Origin of the sequence: uncultured Kluyvera sp., from assembly GCF_902485085.1 — a bacterium.
GTDB lineage: Bacteria > Pseudomonadota > Gammaproteobacteria > Enterobacterales > Enterobacteriaceae > Kluyvera > Kluyvera ascorbata.
This window is the reverse complement of record NZ_CABTJS010000082.1, coordinates 22889-49129: the sequence shown is the minus strand read 5'-3', so window position 1 is coordinate 49129 and position 26241 is coordinate 22889. Positions and strand designations below refer to the sequence as shown.

Below are 26241 nucleotides of genomic sequence, written 5' to 3'. Positions count from 1 at the left end.
TTCGATGTGCTCTTCCTGACGTACTTTTTCCTGCTCCATAGCCTGCCACAGTTCGGCATCATAATCGGCAATGTTCATTTCACGCTTTAACATCCGCATCTCCTGACTCAGCTAACAATTAAATTTTGGCCTGAAAAGGCAGTCCAATTGGACAACGGCCAACAGTATAACTGATTAGTTCTGCGATAACAGGTCTTGACAAACGAAATTACGCAAACGTTTACCTCCGCGCCACACAAGGGGTTGAGGAATAAAGGGCTACGACAGGGAAACGGATTTCTTTTCAGGATTGTGATGTGAATAATTCAAGTTGTAACCGCAATAGCGCATTCCTTCAAAGAACCATTTACAAAGCAGGGGTATTTTTATAAGATGCATTTAACATGCAACATTAGATAACATTGAAAGGAAGACCTGCCATGCTAGACGCTCAAACCATCGCCACCGTAAAAGCCACTATTCCCCTGCTGGTTGAAACCGGACCGAAGCTCACCGCCCACTTTTATGATCGGATGTTCACCCACAATCCGGAGCTGAAAGAGATTTTCAATATGAGCAACCAGCGTAACGGCGACCAGCGTGAAGCGCTGTTTAACGCCATTGCCGCCTACGCCAGCAATATTGAAAATCTGCCTGCACTGCTGCCAGCGGTAGAGAAAATTGCCCAGAAGCACACCAGCTTCCAGATTAAGCCGGAGCAGTACAACATCGTAGGTGCGCATCTGCTGGCGACGCTGGATGAGATGTTTAGCCCGGGCCAGGAAGTGCTGGACGCCTGGGGCAAAGCCTACGGTGTGCTGGCGGGCGTGTTTATCAACCGCGAAGCCGAGATTTATCAGGATAACGCCAGCAAAACCGGCGGTTGGGAAGGCACCCGCGCCTTCCGCATCGTGAAAAAGACGCCGCGCAGTGCACTTATCACCAGCTTCGAGATGGAACCGGTGGACGGTCAGCCAGTTGCGGATTATCAGCCGGGCCAGTATCTGGCGGTATGGCTGAAGCCGGAAGGCTTCGAGTATCAGGAAATTCGTCAGTACTCTCTGACCCGTAAACCAGACGGTAAAGGCTACCGCATTGCCGTGAAACGTGAAAACGGCGGTCAGGTATCGAACTGGCTGCATAACGCAGCAAAAGAAGGTGATGTAGTCTATCTGGCTGCACCTGCTGGCGACTTCTTCCTGAACGTCACCCCGCAGACGCCGGTCACGCTGATTTCCGGCGGCGTGGGGCAAACGCCGATGCTGGCGATGCTGGATACGTTGTCTAAAAACCACCACCCAGCGCAGGTTAACTGGTTCCATGCAGCCGAAAATGGCGACGTTCACGCCTTTGCCGATGAGGTGAAAACGCTGGGTAGCGCGCTGCCTGACTTCACGTCGCACCTGTGGTATCGCACCCCGACCGACGCAGACCGCCAGTCCAACGCATTCGACAGCGAAGGACTGATGACGCTCTCAACACTTGCCGATAAGTTGCGTGACCCGCAGATGCAATTCTATCTGTGCGGCCCGGTTGCCTTTATGCAGCACGCGGCAAAACAGCTGGTTGCCTTAGGCGTCAACGCCGAGCGTATTCATTACGAATGCTTCGGCCCGCATAAAGTCCTGTAATCTTTTCTTTCCGAGCGGGTAGTTTTCTACCCGCTCACCGCACCAGACTCTCTTCATTAACGCTCTCCCGAGTCAAAAAATAGGGTATTCAACTGTGTTATCATTGATAACTTCTCCCATTATTTTTCCTTTGGTGACTTATTGTTATGCAACAGCCCGTTGTGCGCGTTGGAGAATGGCTGGTCACGCCTTCAGTTAATCAAATCAGCCGGCCCGGACGCCAGCTCACCCTCGAACCTCGGTTAATCGATCTATTAATGTATTTCGCCCGTCACCCGGGGGAAGTACTGAGTCGTGACGAACTCATTGATAACATCTGGATGCGTAATATCGTCACCAGTCACGTGGTCACTCAGAGTATTTCAGAGCTGCGTAAGTCGCTGCGCGACGGCGGAGACAGCAACGCTGAATACATTATTACCGTACCCAAACGCGGTTATCAGTTAACGGCAGCGGTCACCTGGCTTGATGAGTCCGACATAAAAGATGAAACACAGGTACCTCTGGATGCGACCGCCCCCGGGATAGCGCCGGTCGTCCCGACGCAAAAACCGTCTGTACAAGCGCCAGCCACGCAGAAAAATCGCCGCTGGTTTGCCAACTTCTGGACCCAGTGCGCCTTTTTACTGTCGCTTGGCGTGCTGATTGCCATGGTCCTGTTGACCATAGTCCGCCCGCACCCACAGGTGACACGTTCGCATCTGCTGCTTAACCCGCGTGATATTGACGTCCGCTTTGAGCCAGGAGCCTCCTGTAATAACTGGGTTTCTCAGCAGTCTTATGCCATCGGCCTCGGGACGTTGATTACCACCTCGCTGAACACTTACTCAACCTTTATGGTTCATGACAAAACCAACTATAACGTCAATGAACCCAGCAGTTCGGGTAAGACGCTGACCATCAGCTTTGTTAACCAGCGCCACTATCGCGCCCAGCAATGCTTTATGTCCGTCCTGCTGGTCGACAACGCCGATGCTTCCACGATGCTCGATAAACGCTACTTCGTGACCGACAGTAACCTGGTTTCCATCCAGAACGATCTCTTTGATAGTCTCTCCAGCGTCCTGGCGCAGCCGTGGCCAGAAGACATGCAGAAGCAGCTGACGCGGCTTAAGCTGTCTGAAGCGCAGGCATTGGCGCAGTTCTACCAGGCGTTGCAGCTGGTGTCGATTGGCGATGCGCCGTCGTTAAACAAGGCCAGCACCCTGCTCGACAGCATTATTAAGTCCTCTCCTGATTTCTCGTACGCCTTTGCACAAAAAACAATGGTGGATGTATTACGCCAATCTCAGCAGCCTTTTGATAACCAACAGCTGGCAGCGCTGAATGAAGAATTAACGCGCGTGGAACAGATGCCGGAAATTCAAAACAGCGCTGTGCTTTATCGCATTAAAGCTATCGATTATTTAAGTAAAGGCCACGTTGATAATGCCTATGACGCCATCAATAAAAGCATTGCGCTGGAGATGTCATGGCTAAACTACGTGCTGCTCGGTAAGGCTTATGAAATGAAAGGCGAGAGTCGACTGGCGGCAGATGCGTATATTACGGCATTCAATTTACGTCCTGGCGAGAACACGCTGTATTGGATTCAAAACGGCGTATTCCAGACGTCGATAGAAAAAATAGTCCCTTATTTGCAAACATTTTTAATCAATGAGTAATCGTTAGCCAGACTATTCGATTATTCTGGTTAAATAATCAATTTCTTAATGTAATATTGATGTTGCTGCAAGGTGTTAATTGTTACCTTGCAGCAACATCAACCTCCGCAAGACACCACCACCTAACCATTTGTAATTAGTCATCATTTACCTTTTCCTGATATAAAGTTTTTATCCTGATGTGTTACGCGAAAAAGGTAAAGACCTCATCTTTTCTGTGTTTGTTTTAATTTCACTTTTACTTTAGGACTTCTCTTAGCCTGCTCAGTAATAATTGCCGTCAGTTGGTCGGGTCACTTGGTATTACTCATTCAGCGATCCGGTCCTAAAAATACTGTTCAGGAGAAACGAACATGAGTTCTGCCAAGAAGATCGGGCTATTTGCCTGTACCGGCGTTGTTGCCGGGAATATGATGGGGAGCGGTATTGCACTATTACCCGCGAACCTCGCCAGCATCGGTGGTATTGCTATTTGGGGCTGGGTTATTTCTATTATTGGTGCCATGTCACTGGCTTACGTTTACGCCCGACTGGCGACAAAAAACCCGCAGCAGGGTGGACCAATTGCGTACGCTGGCGAATTATCTCCGGCTTTCGGTTTCCAGACAGGCGTACTTTATTACCACGCCAACTGGATCGGTAACCTGGCTATCGGTATTACTGCTGTCTCCTATTTATCTACCTACTTCCCAGTTCTCAATAACCCGATTCCTGCCGGTATCGCGTGTATCGCCATCGTGTGGCTGTTCACCTTTATCAACATGCTGGGTGGTACCTGGGTAAGCCGTCTGACCACTATCGGCCTGTTCCTGGTGTTGATTCCGGTTGTATTGACTGCCGTTGTCGGCTGGCACTGGTTTGATATGGCGACCTACCACGCAAACTGGAACACCTCAACCACCACCGATCCACATGCGGTTATCAAAAGTATTCTGCTGTGCCTGTGGGCGTTCGTCGGCGTGGAATCTGCCGCTGTCAGCACCGGCATGGTGAAAAACCCGAAACGTACCGTACCGATGGCAACCATGCTGGGTACCGCGCTGGCAGGTATCGTTTATATCGCCGCCACTCAGGTTATTTCCGGTATGTACCCGGCTTCCGTGATGGCCTCTTCCGGTGCACCGTTTGCCGTCAGCGCCTCTACCATTCTGGGTGGTTGGGCAGCACCGCTGGTTTCCGCCTTTACCGCCTTCGCGTGCCTGACTTCTCTGGGCTCCTGGATGATGCTGGTTGGTCAGGCAGGCGTGCGTGCCGCCGACGACGGCAACTTCCCGAAAGTGTATGGCGAGCTTGATAAAAACGGCATTCCTAAGAAAGGCCTGCTGCTGGCGGCCCTGAAAATGACCGGTCTGATGATTATCATCACTGTGATGAACTCCAGCGGCGGTAAAGCCTCTGACCTGTTCGGCGAACTGACCGGTATTGCCGTACTGCTGACCATGCTGCCTTACTTCTACTCCTGCGTTGACCTGATTCGCTTCGAAGGCATCAACGTGCGCAACTTCGTGAGCCTTATCTGTTCGGTTCTGGGCTGTGCGTTCTGCTTCATCGCGCTGATGGGCGCAAGCTCCTTCGAACTGTCCGGCACCTTTATCGTCAGCCTGGTCATCCTGATGTTCTATGGTCGCAAAATGCACCAGCGTCAGCATAACGACGACGAAAACAAAACGGCTGAAGCGCTTTAATCGCTCCCCCTCATTTCTCTAAGGCTCCTTCCTTCACCTGCAACATCATTGCGGGAGGGGCCTTCTTTATCCGGAAACATGACTATGACTATGAACGTTATTGCTATCATGAACCACATGGGCGTCTACTTTAAAGAAGAGCCTATTCGTGAACTTCATCGTGCGCTGGAAGGCCTGAACTTCCGCATCGTTTACCCAAATGACCGTGAAGACCTGCTGAAGCTGATTGAAAATAATGCCAATCTTTGCGGCGTGATTTTCGACTGGGATAAGTACAACCTTGAGCTGTGCGAAGAGATCAGCGCGCTGAACGAGTACATGCCGGTTTACGCTTTTGCCAACAGCTACTCCACGCTGGACGTTAGCCTCAACGATCTGCGCATGCAGGTTCGCTTCTTCGAGTATGCGCTGGGCGCAGCGGCAGACATCGCGGCGAAAATCCGCCAGAGCACCGACGAATACATCGATACCATTCTGCCACCGCTGACCAAAGCGCTGTTCAAATACGTGCGTGAGGGCAAATACACCTTCTGTACGCCAGGCCACATGGGCGGCACCGCCTTCCAGAAAAGCCCGGTAGGCAGCATCTTCCATGATTTCTTCGGCCCTAACGCGATGAAATCTGACATCTCCATCTCCGTTTCCGAGCTGGGTTCTCTGCTGGACCATTCTGGCCCGCACAAAGAAGCCGAAGAGTATATTGCGCGCGTCTTTAACGCCGAACGTAGCTATATGGTGACTAACGGTACGTCTACCGCGAACAAAATCGTCGGGATGTACTCCGCACCGGCGGGCAGCACGGTGCTTATCGACCGTAACTGCCATAAATCGCTGACGCATCTGATGATGATGAGCAACATCACGCCGATCTACTTCCGCCCGACCCGTAACGCTTACGGTATTCTCGGCGGCATCCCGCAGAGCGAATTCCAGCGCGCTACCATTGAAAAACGCGTGAAAGCTACGCCAAACGCCACCTGGCCGGTGCACGCGGTGATCACCAACTCCACCTATGATGGCCTGCTGTACAACACCGACTACATCAAGAAGACGCTGGATGTGAAATCCATCCACTTCGACTCAGCCTGGGTGCCTTACACCAACTTCTCGCCAATCTATGCGGGTAAATGCGGGATGAGCGGCGACCGTGTTGAAGGCAAAGTGATTTATGAGACCCAATCCACGCATAAACTGCTGGCAGCGTTCTCTCAGGCATCGATGATCCACGTGAAGGGCGACATCAACGAAGAGACCTTCAACGAAGCCTACATGATGCACACCACCACCTCTCCGCATTACGGTATCGTGGCATCCACTGAAACCGCCGCGGCGATGATGAAAGGCAATGCCGGTAAGCGTCTGATTAACGGTTCTATCGAACGCGCTATCAAGTTCCGTAAAGAGATCAAACGTCTGAAAGGCCAGTCCGAAGGCTGGTTCTTCGACGTCTGGCAGCCTGAGCACATCGACGGCCCTGACTGCTGGCCGCTGCGTTCTGACAGCGCATGGCACGGCTTCAAAAATATCGACAATGAACACATGTACCTCGACCCGATCAAAGTCACTATCCTGACTCCGGGCATGAAGAAAGACGGTACCATGGACGACTTCGGTATTCCGGCGAGTCTGGTGGCGAAGTATCTCGACGAGCGCGGCATCATCGTTGAGAAAACGGGCCCATACAACCTGCTGTTCCTGTTCAGCATCGGCATCGATAAAACCAAAGCGCTGAGCCTGCTGCGCGCGCTGACCGAGTTCAAACGCGCCTTTGACCTGAACCTGCGCGTGAAAAACATTCTGCCTTCGCTGTACCAGGAAGCGCCTGAATTCTATGAAAACATGCGTATCCAGGAGCTGGCGCAGAGCATCCATAAACTGGTTGAGCACCACAACCTGCCGGATCTGATGTTCCGTGCGTTCGAAGTGCTGCCAGCCATGGAAATCACGCCGTTCGAAGCGTTCCAGAAAGAGCTGCACGGCGAAACGGAAGAGGTGTACCTGGATGAAGTGGTTGGCCGCATCAACGCCAACATGATCCTGCCATATCCTCCAGGCGTACCGCTGGTGATGCCAGGCGAGATGATCACCGAAGAGAGCCGTCCGGTGCTGGAGTTCCTGCAGATGCTGTGCGAAATCGGCGCGCATTACCCAGGCTTTGAAACCGACATCCACGGCGCGTATCGTCAAGCCGATGGTCGTTACACGGTTAAAGTGCTGAAAGACGCTAAAAAATAATTAGAAAGACCAAAGGGAAGTGGCTTGCCACTTCCCTTTTTCATGCATTCACACAGCAAGGAGTCGAGATGAAAACACCCTCACAACCGCGCGCGATCTACTACATCGTGGCGATTCAAATCTGGGAATATTTCAGTTTTTACGGCATGCGTGCCCTGCTCATCCTTTATCTTACCCGCCAGCTTGGCTTCAACGATAGCCACGCTATCGACCTCTTCAGCGCCTACGCCTCTTTGGTCTATGTGACCCCTATTCTGGGCGGCTGGCTCGCCGACCGCCTGCTCGGCAACCGCACCGCTGTCATTGCAGGCGCGCTGCTGATGACGATCGGGCATATCGTGCTCGGCGTGGAATCGGACTCCACGTGGAGCCTTTATCTCGCACTGGCGATTATTATCTGCGGCTACGGCCTGTTTAAGTCCAACATCAGCTGCCTGCTGGGTGAAATGTACGAACCAGACGACCATCGCCGTGACGGTGGTTTCTCGCTGCTCTACGCCGCTGGCAATATCGGCTCTATCGCCGCGCCTATCGCCTGCGGGCTGGCAGCGCAGTGGTACGGCTGGCACGTCGGCTTCGCGCTGGCGGGCATCGGCATGTTCATTGGCCTTATCGTGTTCTTAAGCGGCCATCGCCACTTCCGTCATACGCAGGGGGTTAACCAACCGGCGCTACGGGCGGTGAAGTTCGTCCTGCCGACCTGGGGCTGGCTGGTGCTGATGCTGTGCGCCGCACCGCTGTTTTTCACCCTGCTGCTGCAAAATGACTGGTCAGGCTATCTACTGGCGCTGGTCTGCGCGGTCGCGACGGTTATCGTCGCGCGCATTATGCTGCGTTTCCCGGAACATCGCCGCGCGCTGTGGCAAATCATTCTGTTGATGCTGACCGGGACGCTGTTCTGGGTGCTGGCCCAGCAGGGCGGTAGCTCTATCAGTCTGTTCATCGACCATTTTGTTAACCGTCACTGGCTGAGTTTCGAGGTGCCTACCGCCCTCTTCCAGTCGGTCAACGCCGTGGCAGTGATGACGGCGGGCGTGGTGCTGGCCTGGCTTGCGCGTCCGGAAAGCAGCATCAGCTCCGCCCTGCGGGTATGGCTGAAGTTCGCGTTCGGGCTGCTGCTAATGGGCGCGGGCTTTATGCTGCTGGCATTGAACGCGCACGGTGCTCAACTGCACGGTCAGGCATCGATGGGCATGATGGTCGCCGGACTAGCGCTGATGGGCTTCGCCGAACTGTTTATTGACCCGGTGGCGATGGCGCAGATTACGCGACTGAACCTGCCCGGCGTAACCGGCGTGCTGACCGGCATCTACATGCTGGCAACCGGCTCGGTGGCCAACTGGCTGGCGGGCGTGGTGGCGCAGAAAACCACCGAATCACAAATTAGCGATACGGCTATCGATGCCTATGGGCACTTTTTCTCGCAGATGGGGGAATGGACGCTGGGCGTGGTGGCGTTGATTGTGGTGCTGGTAGCGTTGAAACGTCTGCTGGGTTCGTCCAGCGTACCGCTGGCGCAGGCCGACGAGTAAAGCAGTGGGCCGGATAAGGCGTTTACGCCATCATCCGGCCCACCTCGATTAGATTGCTGCGTCGTCTTCTTCGCCGGTACGGATACGAATCACGCGCGCCACGTCGAAGACAAAGATTTTGCCGTCGCCGATTTTACCGGTCTGCGCGGTACGAATAATGGTATCCACACAGGTATCGACGATATCGTCGGTCACCACGATCTCAATTTTTACCTTCGGCAGAAAGTCCACCATGTACTCCGCACCGCGGTACAGTTCGGTGTGGCCCTTCTGACGGCCAAAACCTTTCACTTCCGTTACCGTCATCCCGGTGATGCCAACTTCCGCTAGCGCTTCACGTACGTCATCCAGTTTGAAGGGTTTAATAATCGCATCAATCTTTTTCATGGTGTTCCTGTCGTTTTTATCGCGTAACCGGTTGCTCACCGTATCATAAATCAGACGTATTTCGGGTGCTACTCTTTAAAGTCGTTCGCATCCAGTTCATGTCGGGAGAGCAATTTGTAGAACTCCGTACGGTTTCGTCCGGCCATACGTGCCGCATGAGTGACGTTACCTTTGGTAATTTGCAGCAGCTTGCGCAGGTAGTTGAGTTCAAACTGATTGCGCGCTTCCACGAAGGTGGGCAGCGCGGTGTTCTCCCCTTCCAGCGCCTGTTCGACCAGCGCATCGCTGATAACCGGCGATGAGGTCAGCGCCACGCACTGCTCAATCACGTTGACCAACTGGCGCACGTTGCCAGGCCAGTTGGCTGCCATCAGGCGCTTCATCGCGTCGGTGGAAAAGGCGCGAACGAACGGCTTATGGCGATCCGCCGCCTGACGCAGCAGGTAGTTTGCCAGCAGAGGAATATCTTCGGTACGTTCGGCAAGGGTTGGGATCTTGAGATTTACCACGTTCAGGCGGTAGAAGAGATCTTCACGGAACTCGCCGCGGGCCATCGCTTTCGGCAGATCCCGGTGGGTGGCGGAGACAATGCGCACGTTGATATCGAGGTCGCGGTTGCTGCCGAGCGGACGCACCTTGCGCTCCTGCAATACGCGCAGCAGTTTCACCTGCAGCGGCGCGGGCATATCGCCAATTTCATCAAGAAACAGCGTGCCGCCTTCCGCCGCCTGGAACAGACCTTCCCGGTGGCTGACCGCGCCGGTAAACGCGCCGCGCGCATGACCAAACAGTTCAGACTCCAGAAGCTGCTCCGGCAGAGCCCCGCAGTTAATAGCCACAAACGGCTTAGCGTGGCGCGGGCTAGCGTTATGAATGGCCTGCGCCAGAATCTCTTTGCCGGTGCCGCTCTGGCCGTTAATCAGCACGCTGACGTCCGACTGCGCCACCATCTGTGCCTGTTCAAGCAGACGTAGCATCAGCGGGCTGCGGGTGACAATCGCTTCGCGCCACCGTTCATCGTTAGCCGGTGACGTGCGCTCCAGCGCTTCATCGATAGCTTTATACAGCGCGTCTTTGTCTACCGGTTTGGTTAAGAAGCTGAACACGCCCTGCTGGGTCGCCGAGACCGCTTCCGGAATTGAGCCGTGAGCGGTCAGGATAATCACCGGCATCCCCGGCTGCACTTTCTGAATTTCGCTGAACAGCTGCAGGCCGTCCATCTCGTCCATGCGCAGATCGCTAATCACCAGGTCGATACGCTCTTTCGCCAGCACACGCAGCCCCTGCTGGCCGCTTTCTGCCGTAACGACCCGATAGCCTTCGCTGGTCAGACGCATCCCGAGAAGTTTCAGCAGGCCGGGGTCATCATCCACCAGCAGCAGGTGCGCAGGTTTACGGTTAGTCATGTTTATCCTCGTCAGCTGCCGCGCCATGAGACATATCAGCGCCCGGTTTACGGGTGGAGAGTTGGCGTTCGATATCCGTCAGGTTTTGCAGTTTGCGGGTGGTTAAATCCAGTTCGCCCTGTAGCTGCTGCTGTTGCAGGCGTAGCGCATCCAACTGCCCGTCGCTGGTCTCCTGTAGTTTGCTGTATCGCTGACGTTCATCAGACAGCGACAGCTGTAATACCTGTCCATCGCGCCAGAGCTGGTACAGCGGGCGAATGCGGACCGGTATTTGCGGGCTGAGGTTATCAATAGCCGTGACCACCTGCCGACGCTCGGTCGGGGTGATTTTAGCATTAGCCAGCAGGATGCCGCGCTTCAACGCGCCCTGCCAGGTGTCCGTTGTCAGCGGGCTGGCTTCGGCACGTGCGCGCGCCGCCGACAAACGGTTGGCGCAGTCTACGCCGCGCAGCCAGTAAAGGGGGTTGTTCTCGGCGGTGTCGCCGTCCAGCGACCAGATATCGTCACAGTTGGTCGACAGATAATCCGCGACCTGCTGGCGCGGTTCGCCGCCTTCGGCGCTGCTGCCAAGGCTGTGCGGCGTCAGCGTGCTATTACACCCGGAAAGCATCAGGCAGGCGAGTCCAATTAACCCGCCGCACCACCGCCGTGGTATCCGACTTGTCCGTGCTAAAAATTGGGGCATAGTGACTCGATTTTGATTCATGTGATTGTTTTTTCAAGCCCTGGTACGGGAAGCTCAATGCGAAAACAGACGCTGCCGTCCGGGGTGTCGAGAAGCTGAAGCTCTCCGTGCATTTTCCGAACGGAGTCACGCGCAAGGCTTAACCCCAGGCCGCTTCCTTTCACCGCACCTTTACGCTGATGGCTGCCCTGATAGAAAGGCTCGAAAATCATTAATTTTTCGCCGTCCGGGATCGGCGTACCGGTATTGATAACGTCTATGGCTATCCGCGCGCCATCCCGATGGCTACGAAGATAAATGTTACCGGATTCAGTGCCATAGTGCACCGCATTCGAGTAGAGATTATCCAACGCATTCATCAGAAGCGTCGGCTCAGCCAGACAAGCTGGCGCCTGTAGGTCAACCTGCGTGTGCATCAGTTTAGCCCGTGCCGGGAGACTGTGCGCGGAAACCACCATTTCCACCAGCGGTGCCAGCGCCACGTACTCCATGCGTACGGTGGTTTCACTGAGTTTACGGTTGTAGTCCAGCAGTTGTTCAATCAGGGTCTGCAGATTGCGGCTGCTGCTGTCGAGAATAGCCACCACCTCTTTTTGCTCCGCCGTCAGCGGGCCGACAACCTGATCGGCTAACAGTTCGGTGCCCTCGCGCATGCTGGCCAGCGGCGTTTTCAGTTCGTGGGAGAGGTGACGCAGGAACTGGTGACGCTGCGACTCCAGCCAGGAGAGGCGGTCGCTGAGCCAGATAATACGCTGCCCAACGGAGCGCAATTCACGCGGGCCGCGGAACATCACTTCGCCGTCCAGCGATTGCCCTTCGCCCAGCCGGTTAATCATGCTCTCAATGCCCTTCACCGGGCCGATTATCATACGGGTAAACAGCAGCACCATCGCCAGACTGACCAGGAACAGCACCAGCGCCTGCCAGCCAAAGAACTGGCCGCGTTCAGCAATCGCTTGCTGTAGCTGTTGTCCACGAGAGAAGACCACGGTTCGCGTCGCCTGCACCAGCTCGCCGTTGGCGCTGGAGAAGGCTTCGAGCTTCGCCACCGCCTGCTTTTCCGGGCCGCTGTTGGTGCACTGGAGCGTCGTCAGGTCATGAAGATTCTGCCGCAGCCGCTGATAAAGCGTGTCGTCCGGCAGCACGCCTGCGTGCGCCTCCAGCATGTCGCTATAGCGCTTACGCTGGCTCTGATACACCTTCGCCAGCGTCGGGTCATCCAGCACACAGTACTGGCGGTAGCTGCGCTCCATATCCAGCGCGACGTTCGCCATCGCTTCGCTACGTCGGGCATCCATCAGCGTGGTGCGGTTGGTCTGTTCGGCCTGCGCGCTGAGCATATTGAGGCTCTGCCATGCCTGCCAGGCAAGCACCAGCAGTGGCAGCAGAATCAGCAGGAAAGCCAGCGTCACCAGTTGGCGAAGCGATCGTGGGGAAAGCGAGAGGCGTTTCAAAAGAGATGTCTCAGTCAATCAACGTAACGGAATGCTAACTGAGGTTATCGATGAGGGAAAGGCCAGAAATAACAAAGCCGGGCAGAAGCCCGGCTTTGTTATGGAATAAGGCGGTGCCTAACTCAACGTTTCGCCCGATGGTTGATAAAGCAGCGCTATTATCAGTTGCTGGACGGCAGGCACCTTGTTGTGCGTCATTCGAAGTTTATGTAGCACGTCCCGAAGGGGCTGACATAAGAAGGTGAATGAGCCACTGGTTAATATTATGCACGATGCGTGCCACAATACAAAACAATAAATTAACATAATGATAAATATAGAAAATATACCAATAACCATATTGGTCACTGCTGAGCGGCTTTTGGGCTTTCTGTCGCTAATTAGCAACACCAAAAATCGATTATTAAAAACTATATATAAATCATTAAATTAAACGTCTCCATTTGGCGACACTGCAATACCATCAATGTCGGGGTTTCCCGACACCCTCGCATCGCCTCGAATGTAGCCCGGCCGAGAAACGCAATGCCGGGAAAGCGCAGAAACAAAAAAGCCCCTCACCAGGAGGGGCTTGATACGTTAAGCGTTAGTCTTAGCCAAGCTGCTTACGCGCATTGCGGAAGATACGCATCCACGGGCTGTCCTCGCCCCAGTTTTCCGGGTGCCAGGAGTTGGAGACCGTACGGAACACGCGCTCCGGGTGCGGCATCATAATGGTGACGCGACCGCTTTCGTTAGTCACGGCGGTGATCCCGTTTGGCGAGCCGTTCGGGTTCGCCGGATAAGCTTCGGTGACTTTGCCGAAGTTATCTACGAAGCGCAGTGCCACCAGCCCTTTGCTTTCAAGCTGTGCCAGATGCGCACCGTCGCGAACTTCTACATGGCCTTCACCGTGAGAAACGGCGATTGGCATGCGGGAACCTTCCATACCGGCGAGCAGCAGCGATGGGCTGCTGGCCACTTCCACCAGGCTGAAGCGCGCTTCAAAACGGTCAGAATGGTTACGCACAAAACGCGGCCACAGGTCGCTGCCTGGGATCAGCTCATGCAGGTTAGACATCATCTGACAGCCGTTACACACGCCCAACGCCAGCGTCTGAGGGCGATGGAAGAAGGTCGCAAACTCATCGCGTACGCGGTTGTTGAACAGGATGGATTTCGCCCAGCCCTCGCCGGCACCGAGTACGTCACCGTAGGAGAAGCCACCGCAGGCCACCAGCGCCTGGAAGTCTGCCAGACCGGTACGTCCTGCCAGCAGGTCACTCATGTGTACGTCGATGGCATCAAAGCCCGCACGGTGGAAAGCAGCCGCCATCTCAACGTGGGAGTTAACGCCCTGCTCGCGCAGCACCGCCACTTTCGGACGCGCGCCGGTCGCAATGTAGGGTGCCGCCACGTCAGCGTCGATATCAAAGGTGAGCTTCACGTTGAGGCCCGGGTCGTTATCGTTCGCTTTCGCGTCGTGTTCCTGATCGGCACACTCTGGGTTATCGCGCAGACGCTGCATCTGCCAGGTGGTTTCAGCCCACCACATACGAAGCGTAGTGCGGCTTTCGCTGAATACCGGCTGACCGTTGGCGGTCAGGGTGAAGCGGTCGCCTTCAACGGCTTTACCAAGGAAGTGTACGCAGCCAGACAGGCCGTTGGCCGCTAGAATCGCTTCTACCGCTTCACGGTCAGCGGCACGAACCTGAATCACCGCACCCAACTCTTCGTTAAACAGCGCCGCCAGACGATCGTCGCCAAGAGTTGCCACGTCAGCTTCCACGCCGCAATGACCGGCAAAGGCCATCTCGGCCAGGGTCACCAGCAGGCCGCCGTCGGAACGGTCGTGATAGGCCAGCAGCTTACGCTGCGCGACCAGCGCCTGAATCGCCTCGTAGAAGCCTTTCAACTGCGCGACGTCACGCACGTCGGCCGGTTTATCGCCCAGCTGACGGTAAACCTGCGCCAGCGCGGTCGCACCCAGCGCGTTATGACCCTTACCAAGGTCAATCAGCAGCAGGGCGTTGTCTTCGGTGACCAGCTGCGGCGTGATGGTGTGACGCACATCTTCAACGCGGGCAAAGGCGGAAATCACCAGCGACAGCGGCGAGGTCATTTCGCGCTGCTCGTTGCCTTCTTGCCAGCGGGTTTTCATTGACATGGAGTCTTTGCCCACCGGAATGGTCAGACCCAGCTGTGGGCACATCTCTTCGCCGATCGCTTTCACCGCTTCGTACAGACCGGCGTCTTCGCCAGGGTGACCTGCCGCCGACATCCAGTTTGCCGAGAGTTTAATGTGTTTGATGTTGCCAATCTGGGTCGCGGCGATGTTAGTCAGCGCTTCGCCTACCGCCAGACGGGCGGAAGCCGCGAAGTCCAACAGCGCAACAGGCGCACGCTCACCGATAGACATTGCTTCGCCGTAGTAGCTGTCGAGGCTGGCGGTAGTCACCGCGCAGTTGGCGACCGGGATCTGCCACGGGCCGACCATCTGGTCGCGCGCAACCATGCCGGTGACGGTACGGTCGCCGATGGTCACGAGGAAGGTTTTCTCCGCCACGGTTGGCAGGTGCAGCACGCGGTTCACCGCATCGGCAATCGTAATGTGTTCACGCGCAAGCGCTTCGCCTTTCGCTTTCAGCGTCTGCACGTCGCGGGTCATCTTCGGCGTTTTACCGAGCAGTACGTCCAGCGGCATGTCGATTGGCTGATTGTCGAAGTGGCTGTCGCTGAGCGTCAGGTGCTTCTCTTCGGTGGCTTCACCGATGACCGCGTACGGCGCGCGTTCACGCTTACACAGCTCATCGAACAGCGGAAGCTGATCAGCGGCTACCGCCAGCACGTAGCGTTCCTGGGATTCGTTACACCAGATTTCCAGCGGGCTCATGCCCGGCTCATCGCTCAGGATGTCGCGCAGCTGGAATTTACCGCCGCGTCCGCCGTCGCTCACCAGTTCCGGCATGGCGTTAGACAGACCGCCCGCGCCCACGTCGTGGATAAACAGAATCGGGTTGGCATCGCCCAACTGCCAGCAGCGGTCAATAACTTCCTGGCAGCGGCGTTCCATTTCCGGGTTGTCGCGCTGTACGGAAGCGAAGTCGAGGTCGGCGTCAGACTGGCCGGAAGCCATTGAAGAGGCCGCACCGCCGCCCAGGCCGATGTTCATCGCCGGGCCACCGAGCACGATCAGCTTCGCGCCCACCACGATCTCACCTTTCTGTACGTGATCGGCGCGGATGTTGCCGATCCCGCCCGCCAGCATGATCGGCTTGTGATAACCGCGCAGCTCTTCGCCGTTGTGGCTGTTCACTTTTTCTTCGTAGGTACGGAAGTAGCCGGTCAGCGCCGGACGACCGAATTCGTTGTTGAACGCTGCGCCGCCCAGCGGGCCGTCGGTCATGATATCCAGCGCGGTAACAATACGGTCCGGTTTGCCGAAATCTTCTTCCCACGGCTGTTCAAAGCCAGGAATACGCAGGTTGGAAACGGAGAAGCCCACCAGCCCCGCTTTTGGCTTCGCGCCGCGACCGGTTGCACCTTCATCACGGATTTCCCCGCCAGAGCCGGTTGCCGCGCCCGGCCATGGAGAGATAGCCGTCGGGTGGTTATGGGTTTCTACTTTCATCAGGATATGCGCAGGCTCCTGATGGAAATCGTAGCGTCCGGTTTTGTGGTCGGCAAAGTAGCGGCCGACTTCAGAGCCTTCCATCACCGCGGCGTTGTCTTTATAGGCAGACAGCACGTGATCCGGCGTGGTTTCAAAGGTGTTTTTGATCATCTTAAACAGCGACTTCGGCTGCTGTTTACCATCGATAATCCAATCGGCGTTAAAAATCTTGTGACGACAATGCTCTGAGTTCGCCTGGGCGAACATGTAGAGCTCAATGTCGTTCGGGTTGCGACCCAGCTTGGTGAACGCATCCTGCAGGTAGTCAATTTCGTCGTCTGCCAGCGCCAGGCCCAGACGAATGTTGGCATCAATCAGCGCCTGACGACCCTGCCCCAGCAGATCCACGCTGGCAACCGGTGCCGGCTGGTGATGGGCAAACAGTTTTTCGGCGTCCTGCAGCGAGTCAAATACGCTCTCCATCATGCGGTCGTGCAGTTCGGCCGCCACCGCGCTCACCTGCTCAACGGTCAGGCTGGCAGCGTCAATGTAGTACGCCACGCCGCGTTCCAGACGCAGAACCTGCGCTAAGCCGCAGTTGTGGGCGATATCGGTAGCTTTTGAAGACCAGGGGGAGATGGTGCCAGGGCGAGGGGTGACGAGCAGCAGTTTACCGGTTGGGTTATGGCTATTGAGGCTTGGGCCATACTGCAACAGTCGCTCAAGTCGCGCTCGCTCTTCTTTATTAAGCGGCGCGTCCAGGTCAGCAAAATGGACATACTCGGCGTAAATATTGCTTACCGGGAGGTTGGCTGCCTGAAACCGCGTCAGCAGTTTGTTAATACGAAATGCAGACAGTGCAGGCGAACCACGCAGAATTTCCATCATAAGTCTCTCGTCTTCTCAGCTTTCAGTGTGCGCAATGGGGGAGAACGGGCGCTATTATAGAGAATCCTGCGTCCCGACGAAACCGTTTGCGTCGAAATAAACGCATCTCTTTTCTTTATCAATAGATGTGACGTATCTCTCGAATAAGTTGCCAACTGGCGTAATGTTAAGCAAAATGCCGCTCATTCTGGAACAACACTTTAGATTATCGGGTTACTTTTCTGGCAACGCAGTGAATTAACTATTTGAAAAAGTTAAAGATTAATTACCTGCTCATTGGCCTGGTTACGCTGCTGCTCGCGGCGGCGCTTTGGCCCTCTATTCCCTGGTTTGGCAAACCAGAGAATCGTATCGCCGCGATTAAAGAGCGGGGGGAGCTGCGCGTCAGTACCGTGCAGTCCCCGCTGACCTACACCACCGTCAATGATAAAGACTACGGGCTTGATTATGAGCTTGCCCAGCAGTTTGCCGACTACCTGGGCGTGAAGCTGAAAGTCACGGTGCGACAAAACATCAGCCAGCTATTTGACGACCTGGACCATGGCGATGCCGATATGCTGGCCGCCGGTCTGGTCTATAACAGCGAGCGCATCAAAAGCTACCAAGCGGGGCCGACATACTATTCGGTTTCCCAGCAGCTGGTTTACCGCGTTGGCAGCACGCGGCCGAAAAATCTTAGCAACGTAACCGCCGACCAGTTGACCATTGCCCCTGGTCAGGTGGTCATCAGCGACCTGCAAAATTTGCAGGCACAGAAATATCCGGACCTCTCCTGGACCGTTGATGAAAAACGCAGTTCAGCCGATCTGATGCAGGCGGTTATCGACGGTAAGCTCGACTACACCATCGCCGACTCCGTGGCTATCGGCCTGTTCCAGCGCGTACACCCGGAGCTCGCGGTGGCCCTTGATGTCACCGACGAACAGCCAGTCACCTGGTTTAGCCTGCAAGATGACGACAACACGCTCTCCGCGGCGATGCTCGACTTCTTCAACAATATTAATGAAGACGGCACCCTTGCCCGCCTGGAAGAGAAGTACCTCGGCCACGGCGACGATTTCGACTATGTCGATACCCGCTCGTTCCTGCGCGCGGTCGATAGCGTACTGCCAGACCTGCAGCCGCTATTTGAGAAGTACGCGAGCGAAATCGACTGGAAGCTGCTCGCCGCCATCTCCTACCAGGAATCACATTGGGACCCGCTTGCCACCTCGCCTACTGGCGTGCGCGGCCTGATGATGCTGACCAAAAATACCGCGCAGAGTCTTGGACTCAGCGACCGTACCGATGCCGAGCAGAGCATCAGCGGCGGGATGCGCTATCTACAGGATATGATGAGCAAAGTGCCGGACAGCGTGCCGCAGGATGAAAAAATCTGGTTTGCGCTGGCGGCTTATAACATGGGCTATGCGCATATGCTCGACGCCCGCGCGCTGACGGCGAAGCAGAAAGGCAATCCGGATAGCTGGGCCGACGTCAAACAGCGGCTTCCGCTGCTCAGCCAGAAACCCTGGTACAGCAAGCTCACCTACGGCTACGCCCGCGGGCACGAGGCCTATGCCTATGTGGAAAACATCCGTAAGTACCAGATAAGCCTGGTGGGCTATTTGCAGGAAAAAGAGAAGAAAGCGACGGAAGAGATGGCGATAGCGGAAGCCTATCCGGCGGTATCGCCACATGAGTTACAGCACAGCGAAAACGACACGGGCATTTTTTCGTTCCTGCGCCGGGGCGATCGCAATAACAGCGACTCACCGCTGCTGCGCTTCACCTCGAAAAACTAGCTGCCCTTCTCCGCCTGCCTGAGCGCCTTTTGCTGTTGGCGACGATGGCGGAAGAAGTCGCTAAGCATCGCTGAGCATTCCTCAGCCAGCACCCCTTCGGTTATCTCTACCCGGTGGTTCATTCCCGGATGATGCAGCACGTCGATTAACGACCCTGCCGCGCCGGTTTTGGCGTCACGCGCGCCGAAGACCAGATTACCTATACGCCCATGCACCATCGCACCGGCACACATCACGCAGGGTTCCAGCGTCACATACAGCGTAGTATCAATCAGACGGTAGTTTTGCAGCACCAGTCCTCCCTGGCGCAGCGCCATGATTTCCGCATGCGCAGTAGGATCATGACGGCCAATCGGGCGATTCCACCCTTCACCTATCACCTGATTGTTATGCACCAGCACAGCCCCCACCGGTACTTCCCCCTCGTCCCAGGCTCGTTGGGCAAGCACAAGCGCATGGCGCATCCAGTATTCATGATTCAGTTCAATGTCGGACAACGTGGGGACTCCAGATGATAAAACGCGGCGCATTATACACAAATTCCGCGAAAGCGCAGCGCTGACTATTCCAGTTGCTCCAGCTCGCCGTGAGAAGTCACCCGCCAGCGATGCTCGCAGAAAAAGAGTAGCGGGTTATCCTGCTTGCTGTCGCTGTAGCCGCTGTATAAACGCAGCGGCGCGCCGAGGCGCTGTTCAAGCTGCACCACTTTTTCACGCCCCAGACAGCGCACCGATAACACTCGGCCGCCGAAGGCCCGACGCATCTGGCTGCCAATCAGGTTCACCTGCGTCATCCAACGCGCATCCACATATGCGCGCTCTACCAGCGTTTGGGGGGAGCCGGTGATAAGCCAGACGTCGACATCCTGATGCTGGAGGTAGCTATCCAGCCGCTGCTGAACCGCAGGAAACGGCGTGACGGCAGCGCGAAACCTGACGATAAAGCCGGCCTCCAGCGCCCTTAGCGTGGTCTCACGACGGCCAAAGGTGCATGCCCACAGCAACACGTTCACCGGCCAGCGCGCCGCGCGGCCTTTCACCAGCATCGCCGCGCCAATAATCGGCAGCAAAGGGAGCACCAGCAGCGTATTCAGCGGTAATCGGCGCAGCAGATATCGTAAAAAAGCACCGAACAGATCCTGCTGGTGCAGCGTGCCATCAAGGTCAAAAAACACCACGCGGCGAACGTGATTAGCCAAATGCAACTCCTGTCAGTTCCTGACGTTCCAGATTACAGACTATCAGAGAACCCTCTGACTTTCGCCACCGGGCGCGTTTGATAAAAATAGCGACGTTTTTACAAACACATAGCACATTTAATTCGATATATTCCGTTATAATAGAATACAAAATTCTTGCAAACGAGCAGAATGGTGGCCTGGCACGTCGTGCTCATTGTGCCCGCGAGGTTATTATGAATTGTTTACTCAGTATTCGTCAGCGTTATCCCCAGCTGGCGCAAAGCGATAGAAAGCTCGCCGATTTTATTCTGGCGCAGCCTGATTTAGCGCGGCATTTAAGTTCGCAGCAGCTCGCCAGCCAGTCTGGCGTCAGCCAATCTAGCGTGGTGAAGTTCGCCCAGAAGCTCGGCTTTAAAGGCTTTCCCGCGCTTAAACTCGCACTGAGCGAAGCCCTCGCCAGCAACGCGAATCCGCATTCCGTGCCGGTTCATAACCAGATCTGCGGTGATGACCCCCTGCGTCTTGTCGGTGAGAAACTGATTAAAGACAACGTGGCGGCGATGCACGCTTCGCTCGATGTCAACACTGAAGACAAGCTGCTGGAGACAGTCAACCTGCTGCGCAACGCGCGCCGCATTGTCCTGACGGGGATTGGTGCCTCCGGCCTGGTTGCGCGTAACTTTAGCTGGAAGCTGATGAAAATCGGTCTGAACGCCGTTTCCGAGCAGGATATGCACGCCCTGCTGGCTACCGTTCAGGCGATGACTCAGGATGATTTGCTGCTGGCTATCTCTTACTCCGGTGCGCGTCGTGAAATTAATCTCGCCGCCGATGAGATGCTGCGTGTCGGTGGCAAGGTGGTGGCTATCACCGGCTTTTCGCCCAATGCCCTTCAGCAGCGTGCGACACACTGTCTGTATACCATTGCCGAAGAGCAAGCCACCCGCAGCGCGGCTATCTCTTCGACCAGCGCGCAGATGATGCTGACCGACCTGCTGTTTATGGGACTGGTACAGCAGGACCTGGAAAACGCGCCGGAGCGTATTCGCCATAGCGAAGCGCTGGTGAAAAAGCTGGTTTGATCGCCGGTGCTATTACCACAGAAAAGGTATGGCCTGGGCGGAAAATGAGCGTATAATGCGCGCCCTGTTTATTTCGTTTCTGAGAATGTCCTGATGGCGCTGTTAATCACCAAAAAATGTATCAACTGCGATATGTGCGAACCGGAATGCCCGAACGAGGCGATTTCGATGGGTGATAGCATCTATGAGATCAACAGCGATCGCTGCACCGAGTGCATTGGCCATTACGACACACCAACCTGTCAGAAAGTGTGCCCGATCCCGAATACCATTCTCAAGGATCCGGCACATGCAGAAAGCGAAGAGCAGCTGTGGGATAAATTCGTCCAGATGCATCACGCGGACAAGATCTAGCTTTCGATAATCACCGTTGCGCAGGCGTAGTGACGCTCATCGGCGAGCGTCACATGCATATGCGCCACGCCCATTCGCTCTGCCAGCAGCTTTGCCTCACCCCATAACCGCAGCTTCGGTTTACCCATCTCATCGTTGTAAACTTCAAACTGGTTAAACGCCAGACCGTTACGAATACCGGTACCCAGCGCTTTTGAGGCCGCTTCTTTGACTGCAAAGCGCTTCGCCAGAAAACGCACCGGCTGCTGGTGCGTCTCCCAGATGGCCCATTCGTTATCGCTGAGCACGCGGCGTGCAAGGCGATCGCCGCTACGGGCAATGACCCCTTCAATACGGGCGATTTCGACGATATCGGTACCGAGCCCCAGAATCGCCATTACGCGCGCGCTTCCAGCATCAGGCGTTTCATCTCGGCAACCGCCTCTTTCAGGCCGGTCATTACCGCACGACCAATAATTGCATGGCCGATATTCAGCTCGTGCATTTCCGGCAGCGCGGCAACGGCTTTAACGTTGTGGTAGGTAAGGCCGTGACCCGCATTAACCTTCAGCCCCAGGCTGGCTGCATAGGTCGCCGCTTTCGCAATGCGCTCAAGCTCTTTAGCCTGTTCCGCATCGGTGGTGGCATCGGCATAGCAGCCGGTATGGATTTCGATATACGGCGCGCCAACGTCGGCAGCGGCTTTAATCTGTGCGTTATCGGCATCGATAAACAGCGACACCAGAATACCAGCGTCGGCCAGGCGTTTGCAGGCATCGCGCATTTTGTCGAGCTGACCGGCTACGTCCAGACCACCTTCAGTGGTCACTTCCTGACGTTTTTCCGGCACCAGGCAGCAGAAATGCGGTTTGGTTTCGCAGGCGATGGTCAGCATCTCTTCAGTGACGGCCATCTCCAGGTTCATGCGGGTGTCCAGCGTCTGACGCAGAATGCGCACGTCGCGGTCGGTGATGTGGCGACGATCTTCACGTAAATGCACGGTGATGCCATCCGCACCGGCCTGCTCGGCGATAAATGCCGCCTGAACCGGATCGGGATAGGCGGTGCCGCGCGCGTTACGCAGGGTGGCAATGTGGTCAATATTGACGCCTAACAGTAATTCAGCCATGACAATCCTCGTGTCTTTATTTTTAACGTTCATTTCCCCTCACCCCAGCAACCCGCCCACAGGGCGAGGGAAAAACGGGATGAGTGCAATCAGGGTTACCGCTTGGGGACAAACTGGCGAAATAGCTCGCGGCTCTTAAGCGGTTTGCCACCAAGATACGGCTTCAGTGCCATACGGGTAAAGCGTTTCGCGGCGCGCAGCGAGTCCACATCAGGAAATTCGCGGCTCTCCAGCGCCTTCAAATGGCGCCCGGTAAAGGTGTTGTTGTCGATAACCACGCTCGCGATAAACCCTTTCTCTTCACGGTAGCGGTAGGTCATGGTGTCATCGACCTCATCGCCGCTCCCGGCACAGTGCAGAAAATCGACGCCATAGCCCAGATGCCCCAGCAGCGCTAACTCAAAGCGGCGCAGCGCGGGTTCTGGCGAGCCCGTCGCACCGGCCAGCGCCTGGATGCAATACAGGTAATCGAAGAAGAGTTCAGAGAAGCGGGTTTCGTGCTCCAGCACGCGGGAGAGCAGCTCGTTGACGTACAGGCCGCTGTAAAGCGTGATGCCGCTTAAGGGAAGTGCAAGAGAGACGGCTTCCGCGCTACGCAGCGTTTTGACTTCGCCACGCCCGCCAAAGCGAACTAATAAGGGGGTAAAGGGCTGAAGCGCACCTTTAAGGTTGGAACGTTTGGAACGTGCGCCTTTAGCCACAAGGCGCACGCGACCCGATTCTTCCGTGAAGACGTCCAGTATTAGACTGGTTTCGCTCCAGGGACGACTATGCAGGACAAATGCGCGCTGCCAGCCTTCCATCGGGGGTTATTCTCAGAGATCGTCGGTATAACCGAGACTGCGCAGTGCGCGTTCGTCGTCGGCCCAGCCAGATTTCACTTTCACCCACAGCTCAAGGTGAACAGGCGCTTCGAACATCTCCTGCATGTCCTTACGGGCTTCGATACCGATGGTTTTAATCTTGGAACCTTTGTTACCAATAACCATCTTCTTCTGCCCTTCACGCTCAACCAGAATCAGGCCGTTAACGTCGTATCCGCCGCGCTCGTTAGAGACGAAGCGTTCGATTTCAACGGTGACTGAATACGGCAGTTCTGCACCCAGGAAACGCATCAGTTTTTCACGGATGATTTCAGAGGCCATAAAGCGCTGCGAACGGTCGGTGATGTAGTCTTCCGGGAAGTGGTGAATAGCTTCCGGCAGGTGCTTACGCACGATACCAGCGATGGTATCCACGTTCAGACCGGTCTCTGCAGACATCGGTACGATATCGAGGAAGTCCATCTGGCTGCCGAGGAACTGCAGGTGCGGCAGCAGATCCGCTTTCTCCTGAACGTTATCGACTTTGTTCACTGCCAGAATCACCGGCGCTTTACCGCCGCGCAGTTTGTTCAGCACCATCTCGTCGTCAGGCGTCCAGCGGGTACCTTCAACCACGAAAATGATCAGCTCAACGTCACCGATAGAGCTGCTCGCCGCTTTGTTCATCAGACGGTTGATTGCACGCTTCTCTTCCATGTGCAGACCCGGGGTATCAACGTAGATAGCCTGGTACGCACCTTCGGTATGAATACCGACAATACGGTGACGCGTGGTTTGCGCTTTACGAGACGTGATGGAGATCTTCTGCCCCAGCAGTTCGTTCAGCAGCGTGGATTTGCCAACGTTCGGACGACCGACGATGGCAACAAATCCGCAGTAAGTTTTTTCTTCGCTCATTCCAGCTCCAGCTTTTTCAACGCCTGTTCGGCGGCAGCCTGTTCCGCCTTGCGACGACTGGAACCTGTGCCGACCACCGGTTCACTCAGGCCGCTAACCTGGCAGTGGATAGTAAATTCTTGATCGTGTGCTTCCCCGCGCACCTGAACCACCAGATAAGACGGCAGCGGCAGGTGACGGCCTTGCAGATACTCCTGCAAGCGTGTTTTTGGATCTTTTTGTTTATCACCTGGGCTGATTTCGTCCAGACGTGTCTGGTACCAGGAGAGGATCAGCCTCTCAACGGTTTGAATATCACTGTCGAGGAACACCCCGCCAATTAACGCTTCAACCGTATCCGCCAGAATAGATTCCCGACGGAAGCCGCCGCTTTTCAGCTCACCCGGCCCTAAGCGCAGGCATTCGCCCAGCTCAAATTCACGAGCGATTTCCGCCAGCGTATTGCCGCGAACCAGCGTCGCACGCATACGACTCATATCGCCTTCATCCACGCGTGGGAAGCGGTGATAGAGCGCGTTCGCGATCACATAGCTTAAAATTGAATCGCCCAAAAACTCTAAGCGTTCGTTGTGCTTGCTGCTGGCACTGCGGTGCGTTAATGCCTGTTGCAACAGTTCCTGATGAACAAAAGTGTAGCCCAGCTTTCGTTGAAGCCGATTAATTACGATGGGGTTCATGCGATACCAAATAAATAAATGCGTCAAAAATGCAGCACACGAAACAGACCTGAAGGAAACCAATGCGGTTTCGTGTGCCGTGTCCCTGATAAGAGACATCCGAAACTTCGGGGGGATATTCTATACGCAACGACAAGGGATGTCGTTAGTTTGAATGGATTAAAACACGAAATAATTCACGCGGCGACTATTCAGCCACCGCGTGAAGTCAGGCTAAGAATTAATGGATCCCACCGATGCGGCTTAAACGCACGCCGGTTGGCCATTGACCCTCTTGTTTTTCAAAGCTCATCCAGATGGCGGTCGCTTTACCCACCAGGTTCGCTTCCGGCACAAAGCCCCAGTAACGGCTGTCCGCGCTGTTGTCGCGGTTGTCACCCATCATGAAGTAGTGGCCCGGTGGCACTATCCAGGTTGCCAGCGGCAAACCGGACTGGTGGTAATACATGCCGACCTGATCCTGCGCGATTGGCACGGTCAGGATACGGTGATTCACATCGCCCAGTGTCTCCTGACGCTGCGTCAGACGCACGCCATCCGCTTTGCTTTCGCCCTGTGGCATCTCAAAGAAGCCGCTGGTCGCTTCGCCGCCGTTGCTGCGGGAGAAGGTCTGGACGAAATCGCTCGGTTCAACGTTGGAGTAGGTCACCGGCAGCGCGCTGCCGCACGCCTGACCGGAGCTGCATCCTGGCTGAATGGTGACCTGCTTGGCGATCGGATCGTAGGTGACTTTATCCCCAGGCAGACCCACGGCACGCTTGATGTAATCAAGGCGCGGATCTTCCGGGTATTTGAACACCACAATGTCGCCACGTTTCGGATGACCGGTTTCAATCAGCGTCTTCTGGTAGATAGGATCTTTAATCCCGTAGGCGAATTTCTCCACCAGGATAAAGTCACCAATCAGCAGCGTTGGCATCATCGAACCAGACGGGATCTGGAACGGTTCATAGATAAATGAACGCACGATCAACACGATGGCCAGCACCGGGAAGACCGACGCGCCGGTTTCCAGCCAGCCCGGTTTCGGGCCAACTTTCTTCAGCGTCTTTTTATCCAGCGCTTCGCCAGTGGCAACCTGTGCTGCTGCCTGACGTTCCCGACGCTTGGGCGCGAAGATAAACTTATCAACGCACCACAAAAGGCCCGTTACCAGTGTGGCAATCACCAGAATCAGGGCAAACATGTTCGCCATGC

22 protein-coding genes are annotated in these 26241 nt (G+C 55.6%); 8 read left to right on the top strand and 14 right to left on the bottom strand.

Annotated elements, in window-relative coordinates; genetic code table 11:
* Window positions 1–93: hypothetical protein (locus RDN66_RS09595; protein ID WP_262186823.1), on the bottom strand; the 93-nt coding region annotated here is incomplete at its 3' end.
* A 326-nt stretch (window positions 94–419) separates the two neighbouring features.
* Between RDN66_RS09595 and hmpA the strand changes: the two genes are divergently transcribed.
* From hmpA to dtpD, 5 genes are all read left to right on the top strand, one after another.
* Window positions 420–1610 carry an NO-inducible flavohemoprotein gene (gene hmpA / locus RDN66_RS09590; protein ID WP_035891342.1) on the top strand — a complete coding sequence of 397 codons (1191 nt, stop codon included), beginning with the start codon at window positions 420–422 and terminating at the stop codon, window positions 1608–1610.
* 146 nt (window positions 1611–1756) lie between these two features.
* A complete protein-coding gene (cadC, locus tag RDN66_RS09585) occupies window positions 1757–3274 on the top strand; it encodes a lysine decarboxylation/transport transcriptional activator CadC (protein WP_202217434.1) in 1518 nt (505 codons plus the stop codon).
* A 353-nt stretch (window positions 3275–3627) separates the two neighbouring features.
* Entirely contained in the window at window positions 3628–4959 is a 1332-nt protein-coding gene (cadB, locus tag RDN66_RS09580) for a cadaverine/lysine antiporter (RefSeq protein WP_202217433.1), read from the top strand.
* 90 nt (window positions 4960–5049) lie between these two features.
* Complete coding sequence (gene cadA / locus RDN66_RS09575) at window positions 5050–7194, top strand: lysine decarboxylase CadA (RefSeq protein WP_308537806.1); 2145 nt, start codon at window positions 5050–5052, stop codon at window positions 7192–7194.
* 68 nt (window positions 7195–7262) lie between these two features.
* Window positions 7263–8726, top strand: coding sequence for a dipeptide permease DtpD (gene dtpD / locus RDN66_RS09570; RefSeq protein WP_308537805.1), 1464 nt, complete (start codon window positions 7263–7265; stop codon window positions 8724–8726).
* A 48-nt stretch (window positions 8727–8774) separates the two neighbouring features.
* Here the strand turns inward: dtpD and glnB are convergent, their stop codons facing one another.
* From glnB to purL, 5 genes are all read right to left on the bottom strand, one after another.
* Window positions 8775–9113, bottom strand: coding sequence for a nitrogen regulatory protein P-II (glnB, locus tag RDN66_RS09565; RefSeq protein WP_002914032.1), 339 nt, complete (start codon window positions 9111–9113; stop codon window positions 8775–8777).
* A 68-nt stretch (window positions 9114–9181) separates the two neighbouring features.
* Window positions 9182–10519 carry a two-component system response regulator GlrR gene (gene glrR / locus RDN66_RS09560; protein WP_035891328.1) on the bottom strand — a complete coding sequence of 446 codons (1338 nt, stop codon included), beginning with the start codon at window positions 10517–10519 and terminating at the stop codon, window positions 9182–9184.
* On the bottom strand, window positions 10512–11204 hold the full coding sequence (gene qseG, locus RDN66_RS09555; protein ID WP_374044011.1) for a two-component system QseEF-associated lipoprotein QseG: 693 nt from the start codon (window positions 11202–11204) through the stop codon (window positions 10512–10514). The genes glrR and qseG overlap by 8 nt, the downstream gene beginning before the upstream one ends.
* A gap of 17 nt (window positions 11205–11221) precedes the next feature.
* Window positions 11222–12658, bottom strand: a complete 1437-nt coding sequence (gene qseE / locus RDN66_RS09550) for a two component system sensor histidine kinase QseE/GlrK (RefSeq protein WP_202217430.1) — start codon at window positions 12656–12658, stop codon at window positions 11222–11224.
* A 592-nt stretch (window positions 12659–13250) separates the two neighbouring features.
* Window positions 13251–17138, bottom strand: a complete 3888-nt coding sequence (gene purL / locus RDN66_RS09545; RefSeq protein ID WP_202217429.1) for a phosphoribosylformylglycinamidine synthase — start codon at window positions 17136–17138, stop codon at window positions 13251–13253.
* 245 nt (window positions 17139–17383) lie between these two features.
* Between purL and mltF the strand changes: the two genes are divergently transcribed.
* Window positions 17384–18922 (top strand): membrane-bound lytic murein transglycosylase MltF, encoded by a 1539-nt coding sequence (mltF, locus tag RDN66_RS09540; RefSeq protein ID WP_035891317.1) that lies wholly within the window; start codon window positions 17384–17386, stop codon window positions 18920–18922.
* On the opposite strand, the gene tadA is transcribed toward mltF, so the two are convergent.
* Together tadA and yfhb are read right to left on the bottom strand one after the other, a co-directional pair.
* Window positions 18919–19452, bottom strand: coding sequence for a tRNA adenosine(34) deaminase TadA (tadA, locus tag RDN66_RS09535; RefSeq protein WP_072011316.1), 534 nt, complete (start codon window positions 19450–19452; stop codon window positions 18919–18921). The genes mltF and tadA overlap by 4 nt on opposite strands.
* Window positions 19453–19484: 32 nt before the next feature.
* The gene (gene yfhb / locus RDN66_RS09530; RefSeq protein ID WP_308537803.1) at window positions 19485–20120 is read right to left on the bottom strand and encodes a phosphatidylglycerophosphatase C; all 636 of its coding nucleotides are present in this window, start codon (window positions 20118–20120) and stop codon (window positions 19485–19487) included.
* A gap of 215 nt (window positions 20121–20335) precedes the next feature.
* On the opposite strand from yfhb, the gene RDN66_RS09525 reads away from it, so the two are divergent.
* Together RDN66_RS09525 and RDN66_RS09520 are read left to right on the top strand one after the other, a co-directional pair.
* Window positions 20336–21184 (top strand): MurR/RpiR family transcriptional regulator, encoded by an 849-nt coding sequence (locus RDN66_RS09525; protein WP_035891310.1) that lies wholly within the window; start codon window positions 20336–20338, stop codon window positions 21182–21184.
* 93 nt (window positions 21185–21277) lie between these two features.
* The gene (locus RDN66_RS09520; protein ID WP_035891308.1) at window positions 21278–21538 is read left to right on the top strand and encodes a YfhL family 4Fe-4S dicluster ferredoxin; all 261 of its coding nucleotides are present in this window, start codon (window positions 21278–21280) and stop codon (window positions 21536–21538) included.
* On the opposite strand, the gene acpS is transcribed toward RDN66_RS09520, so the two are convergent.
* From acpS to lepB, 6 genes are all read right to left on the bottom strand, one after another.
* Window positions 21535–21915: a holo-ACP synthase gene (gene acpS / locus RDN66_RS09515; RefSeq protein ID WP_035891303.1), complete on the bottom strand. Its 381-nt coding sequence runs from the start codon at window positions 21913–21915 to the stop codon at window positions 21535–21537. The genes RDN66_RS09520 and acpS overlap by 4 nt on opposite strands.
* Entirely contained in the window at window positions 21915–22646 is a 732-nt protein-coding gene (pdxJ, locus tag RDN66_RS09510) for a pyridoxine 5'-phosphate synthase (RefSeq protein ID WP_035891302.1), read from the bottom strand. Before pdxJ ends, acpS begins: the two co-directional genes overlap by 1 nt.
* 95 nt (window positions 22647–22741) lie before the next feature.
* On the bottom strand, window positions 22742–23449 hold the full coding sequence (gene recO / locus RDN66_RS09505) for a DNA repair protein RecO (protein ID WP_035891300.1): 708 nt from the start codon (window positions 23447–23449) through the stop codon (window positions 22742–22744).
* A 12-nt stretch (window positions 23450–23461) separates the two neighbouring features.
* A complete protein-coding gene (era, locus tag RDN66_RS09500; RefSeq protein WP_035891297.1) occupies window positions 23462–24367 on the bottom strand; it encodes a GTPase Era in 906 nt (301 codons plus the stop codon).
* The gene (rnc, locus tag RDN66_RS09495) at window positions 24364–25044 is read right to left on the bottom strand and encodes a ribonuclease III (RefSeq protein ID WP_202217425.1); all 681 of its coding nucleotides are present in this window, start codon (window positions 25042–25044) and stop codon (window positions 24364–24366) included. The genes era and rnc overlap by 4 nt, the downstream gene beginning before the upstream one ends.
* A gap of 220 nt (window positions 25045–25264) precedes the next feature.
* Complete coding sequence (gene lepB / locus RDN66_RS09490; RefSeq protein ID WP_185670084.1) at window positions 25265–26239, bottom strand: signal peptidase I; 975 nt, start codon at window positions 26237–26239, stop codon at window positions 25265–25267.
* Window positions 26240–26241: the final 2 nt, after the last annotated feature.

What these genes read in the sequence shown, in the direction of transcription:
- RDN66_RS09525 (WP_035891310.1), top strand. Translation starts at nt 20,336, where the DNA reads ATGAATTGTTTACTCAGTATTCGTCAGCGTTATCCCCAGCTGGCGCAA.
- acpS (WP_035891303.1), bottom strand. Translation starts at nt 21,915, where the DNA reads ATGGCGATTCTGGGGCTCGGTACCGATATCGTCGAAATCGCCCGTATT.
- cadB (WP_202217433.1), top strand. Translation starts at nt 3,628, where the DNA reads ATGAGTTCTGCCAAGAAGATCGGGCTATTTGCCTGTACCGGCGTTGTT.
- era (WP_035891297.1), bottom strand. Translation starts at nt 24,367, where the DNA reads ATGAGCGAAGAAAAAACTTACTGCGGATTTGTTGCCATCGTCGGTCGT.
- rnc (WP_202217425.1), bottom strand. Translation starts at nt 25,044, where the DNA reads ATGAACCCCATCGTAATTAATCGGCTTCAACGAAAGCTGGGCTACACT.
- pdxJ (WP_035891302.1), bottom strand. Translation starts at nt 22,646, where the DNA reads ATGGCTGAATTACTGTTAGGCGTCAATATTGACCACATTGCCACCCTG.
- glrR (WP_035891328.1), bottom strand. Translation starts at nt 10,519, where the DNA reads ATGACTAACCGTAAACCTGCGCACCTGCTGCTGGTGGATGATGACCCC.
- qseG (WP_374044011.1), bottom strand. Translation starts at nt 11,204, where the DNA reads ATGCCCCAATTTTTAGCACGGACAAGTCGGATACCACGGCGGTGGTGC.
- recO (WP_035891300.1), bottom strand. Translation starts at nt 23,449, where the DNA reads ATGGAAGGCTGGCAGCGCGCATTTGTCCTGCATAGTCGTCCCTGGAGC.
- cadA (WP_308537806.1), top strand. Translation starts at nt 5,050, where the DNA reads ATGAACGTTATTGCTATCATGAACCACATGGGCGTCTACTTTAAAGAA.
- purL (WP_202217429.1), bottom strand. Translation starts at nt 17,138, where the DNA reads ATGATGGAAATTCTGCGTGGTTCGCCTGCACTGTCTGCATTTCGTATT.
- cadC (WP_202217434.1), top strand. Translation starts at nt 1,757, where the DNA reads ATGCAACAGCCCGTTGTGCGCGTTGGAGAATGGCTGGTCACGCCTTCA.
- hmpA (WP_035891342.1), top strand. Translation starts at nt 420, where the DNA reads ATGCTAGACGCTCAAACCATCGCCACCGTAAAAGCCACTATTCCCCTG.
- dtpD (WP_308537805.1), top strand. Translation starts at nt 7,263, where the DNA reads ATGAAAACACCCTCACAACCGCGCGCGATCTACTACATCGTGGCGATT.
- lepB (WP_185670084.1), bottom strand. Translation starts at nt 26,239, where the DNA reads ATGGCGAACATGTTTGCCCTGATTCTGGTGATTGCCACACTGGTAACG.
- glnB (WP_002914032.1), bottom strand. Translation starts at nt 9,113, where the DNA reads ATGAAAAAGATTGATGCGATTATTAAACCCTTCAAACTGGATGACGTA.
- tadA (WP_072011316.1), bottom strand. Translation starts at nt 19,452, where the DNA reads ATGCGCCGCGTTTTATCATCTGGAGTCCCCACGTTGTCCGACATTGAA.
- RDN66_RS09520 (WP_035891308.1), top strand. Translation starts at nt 21,278, where the DNA reads ATGGCGCTGTTAATCACCAAAAAATGTATCAACTGCGATATGTGCGAA.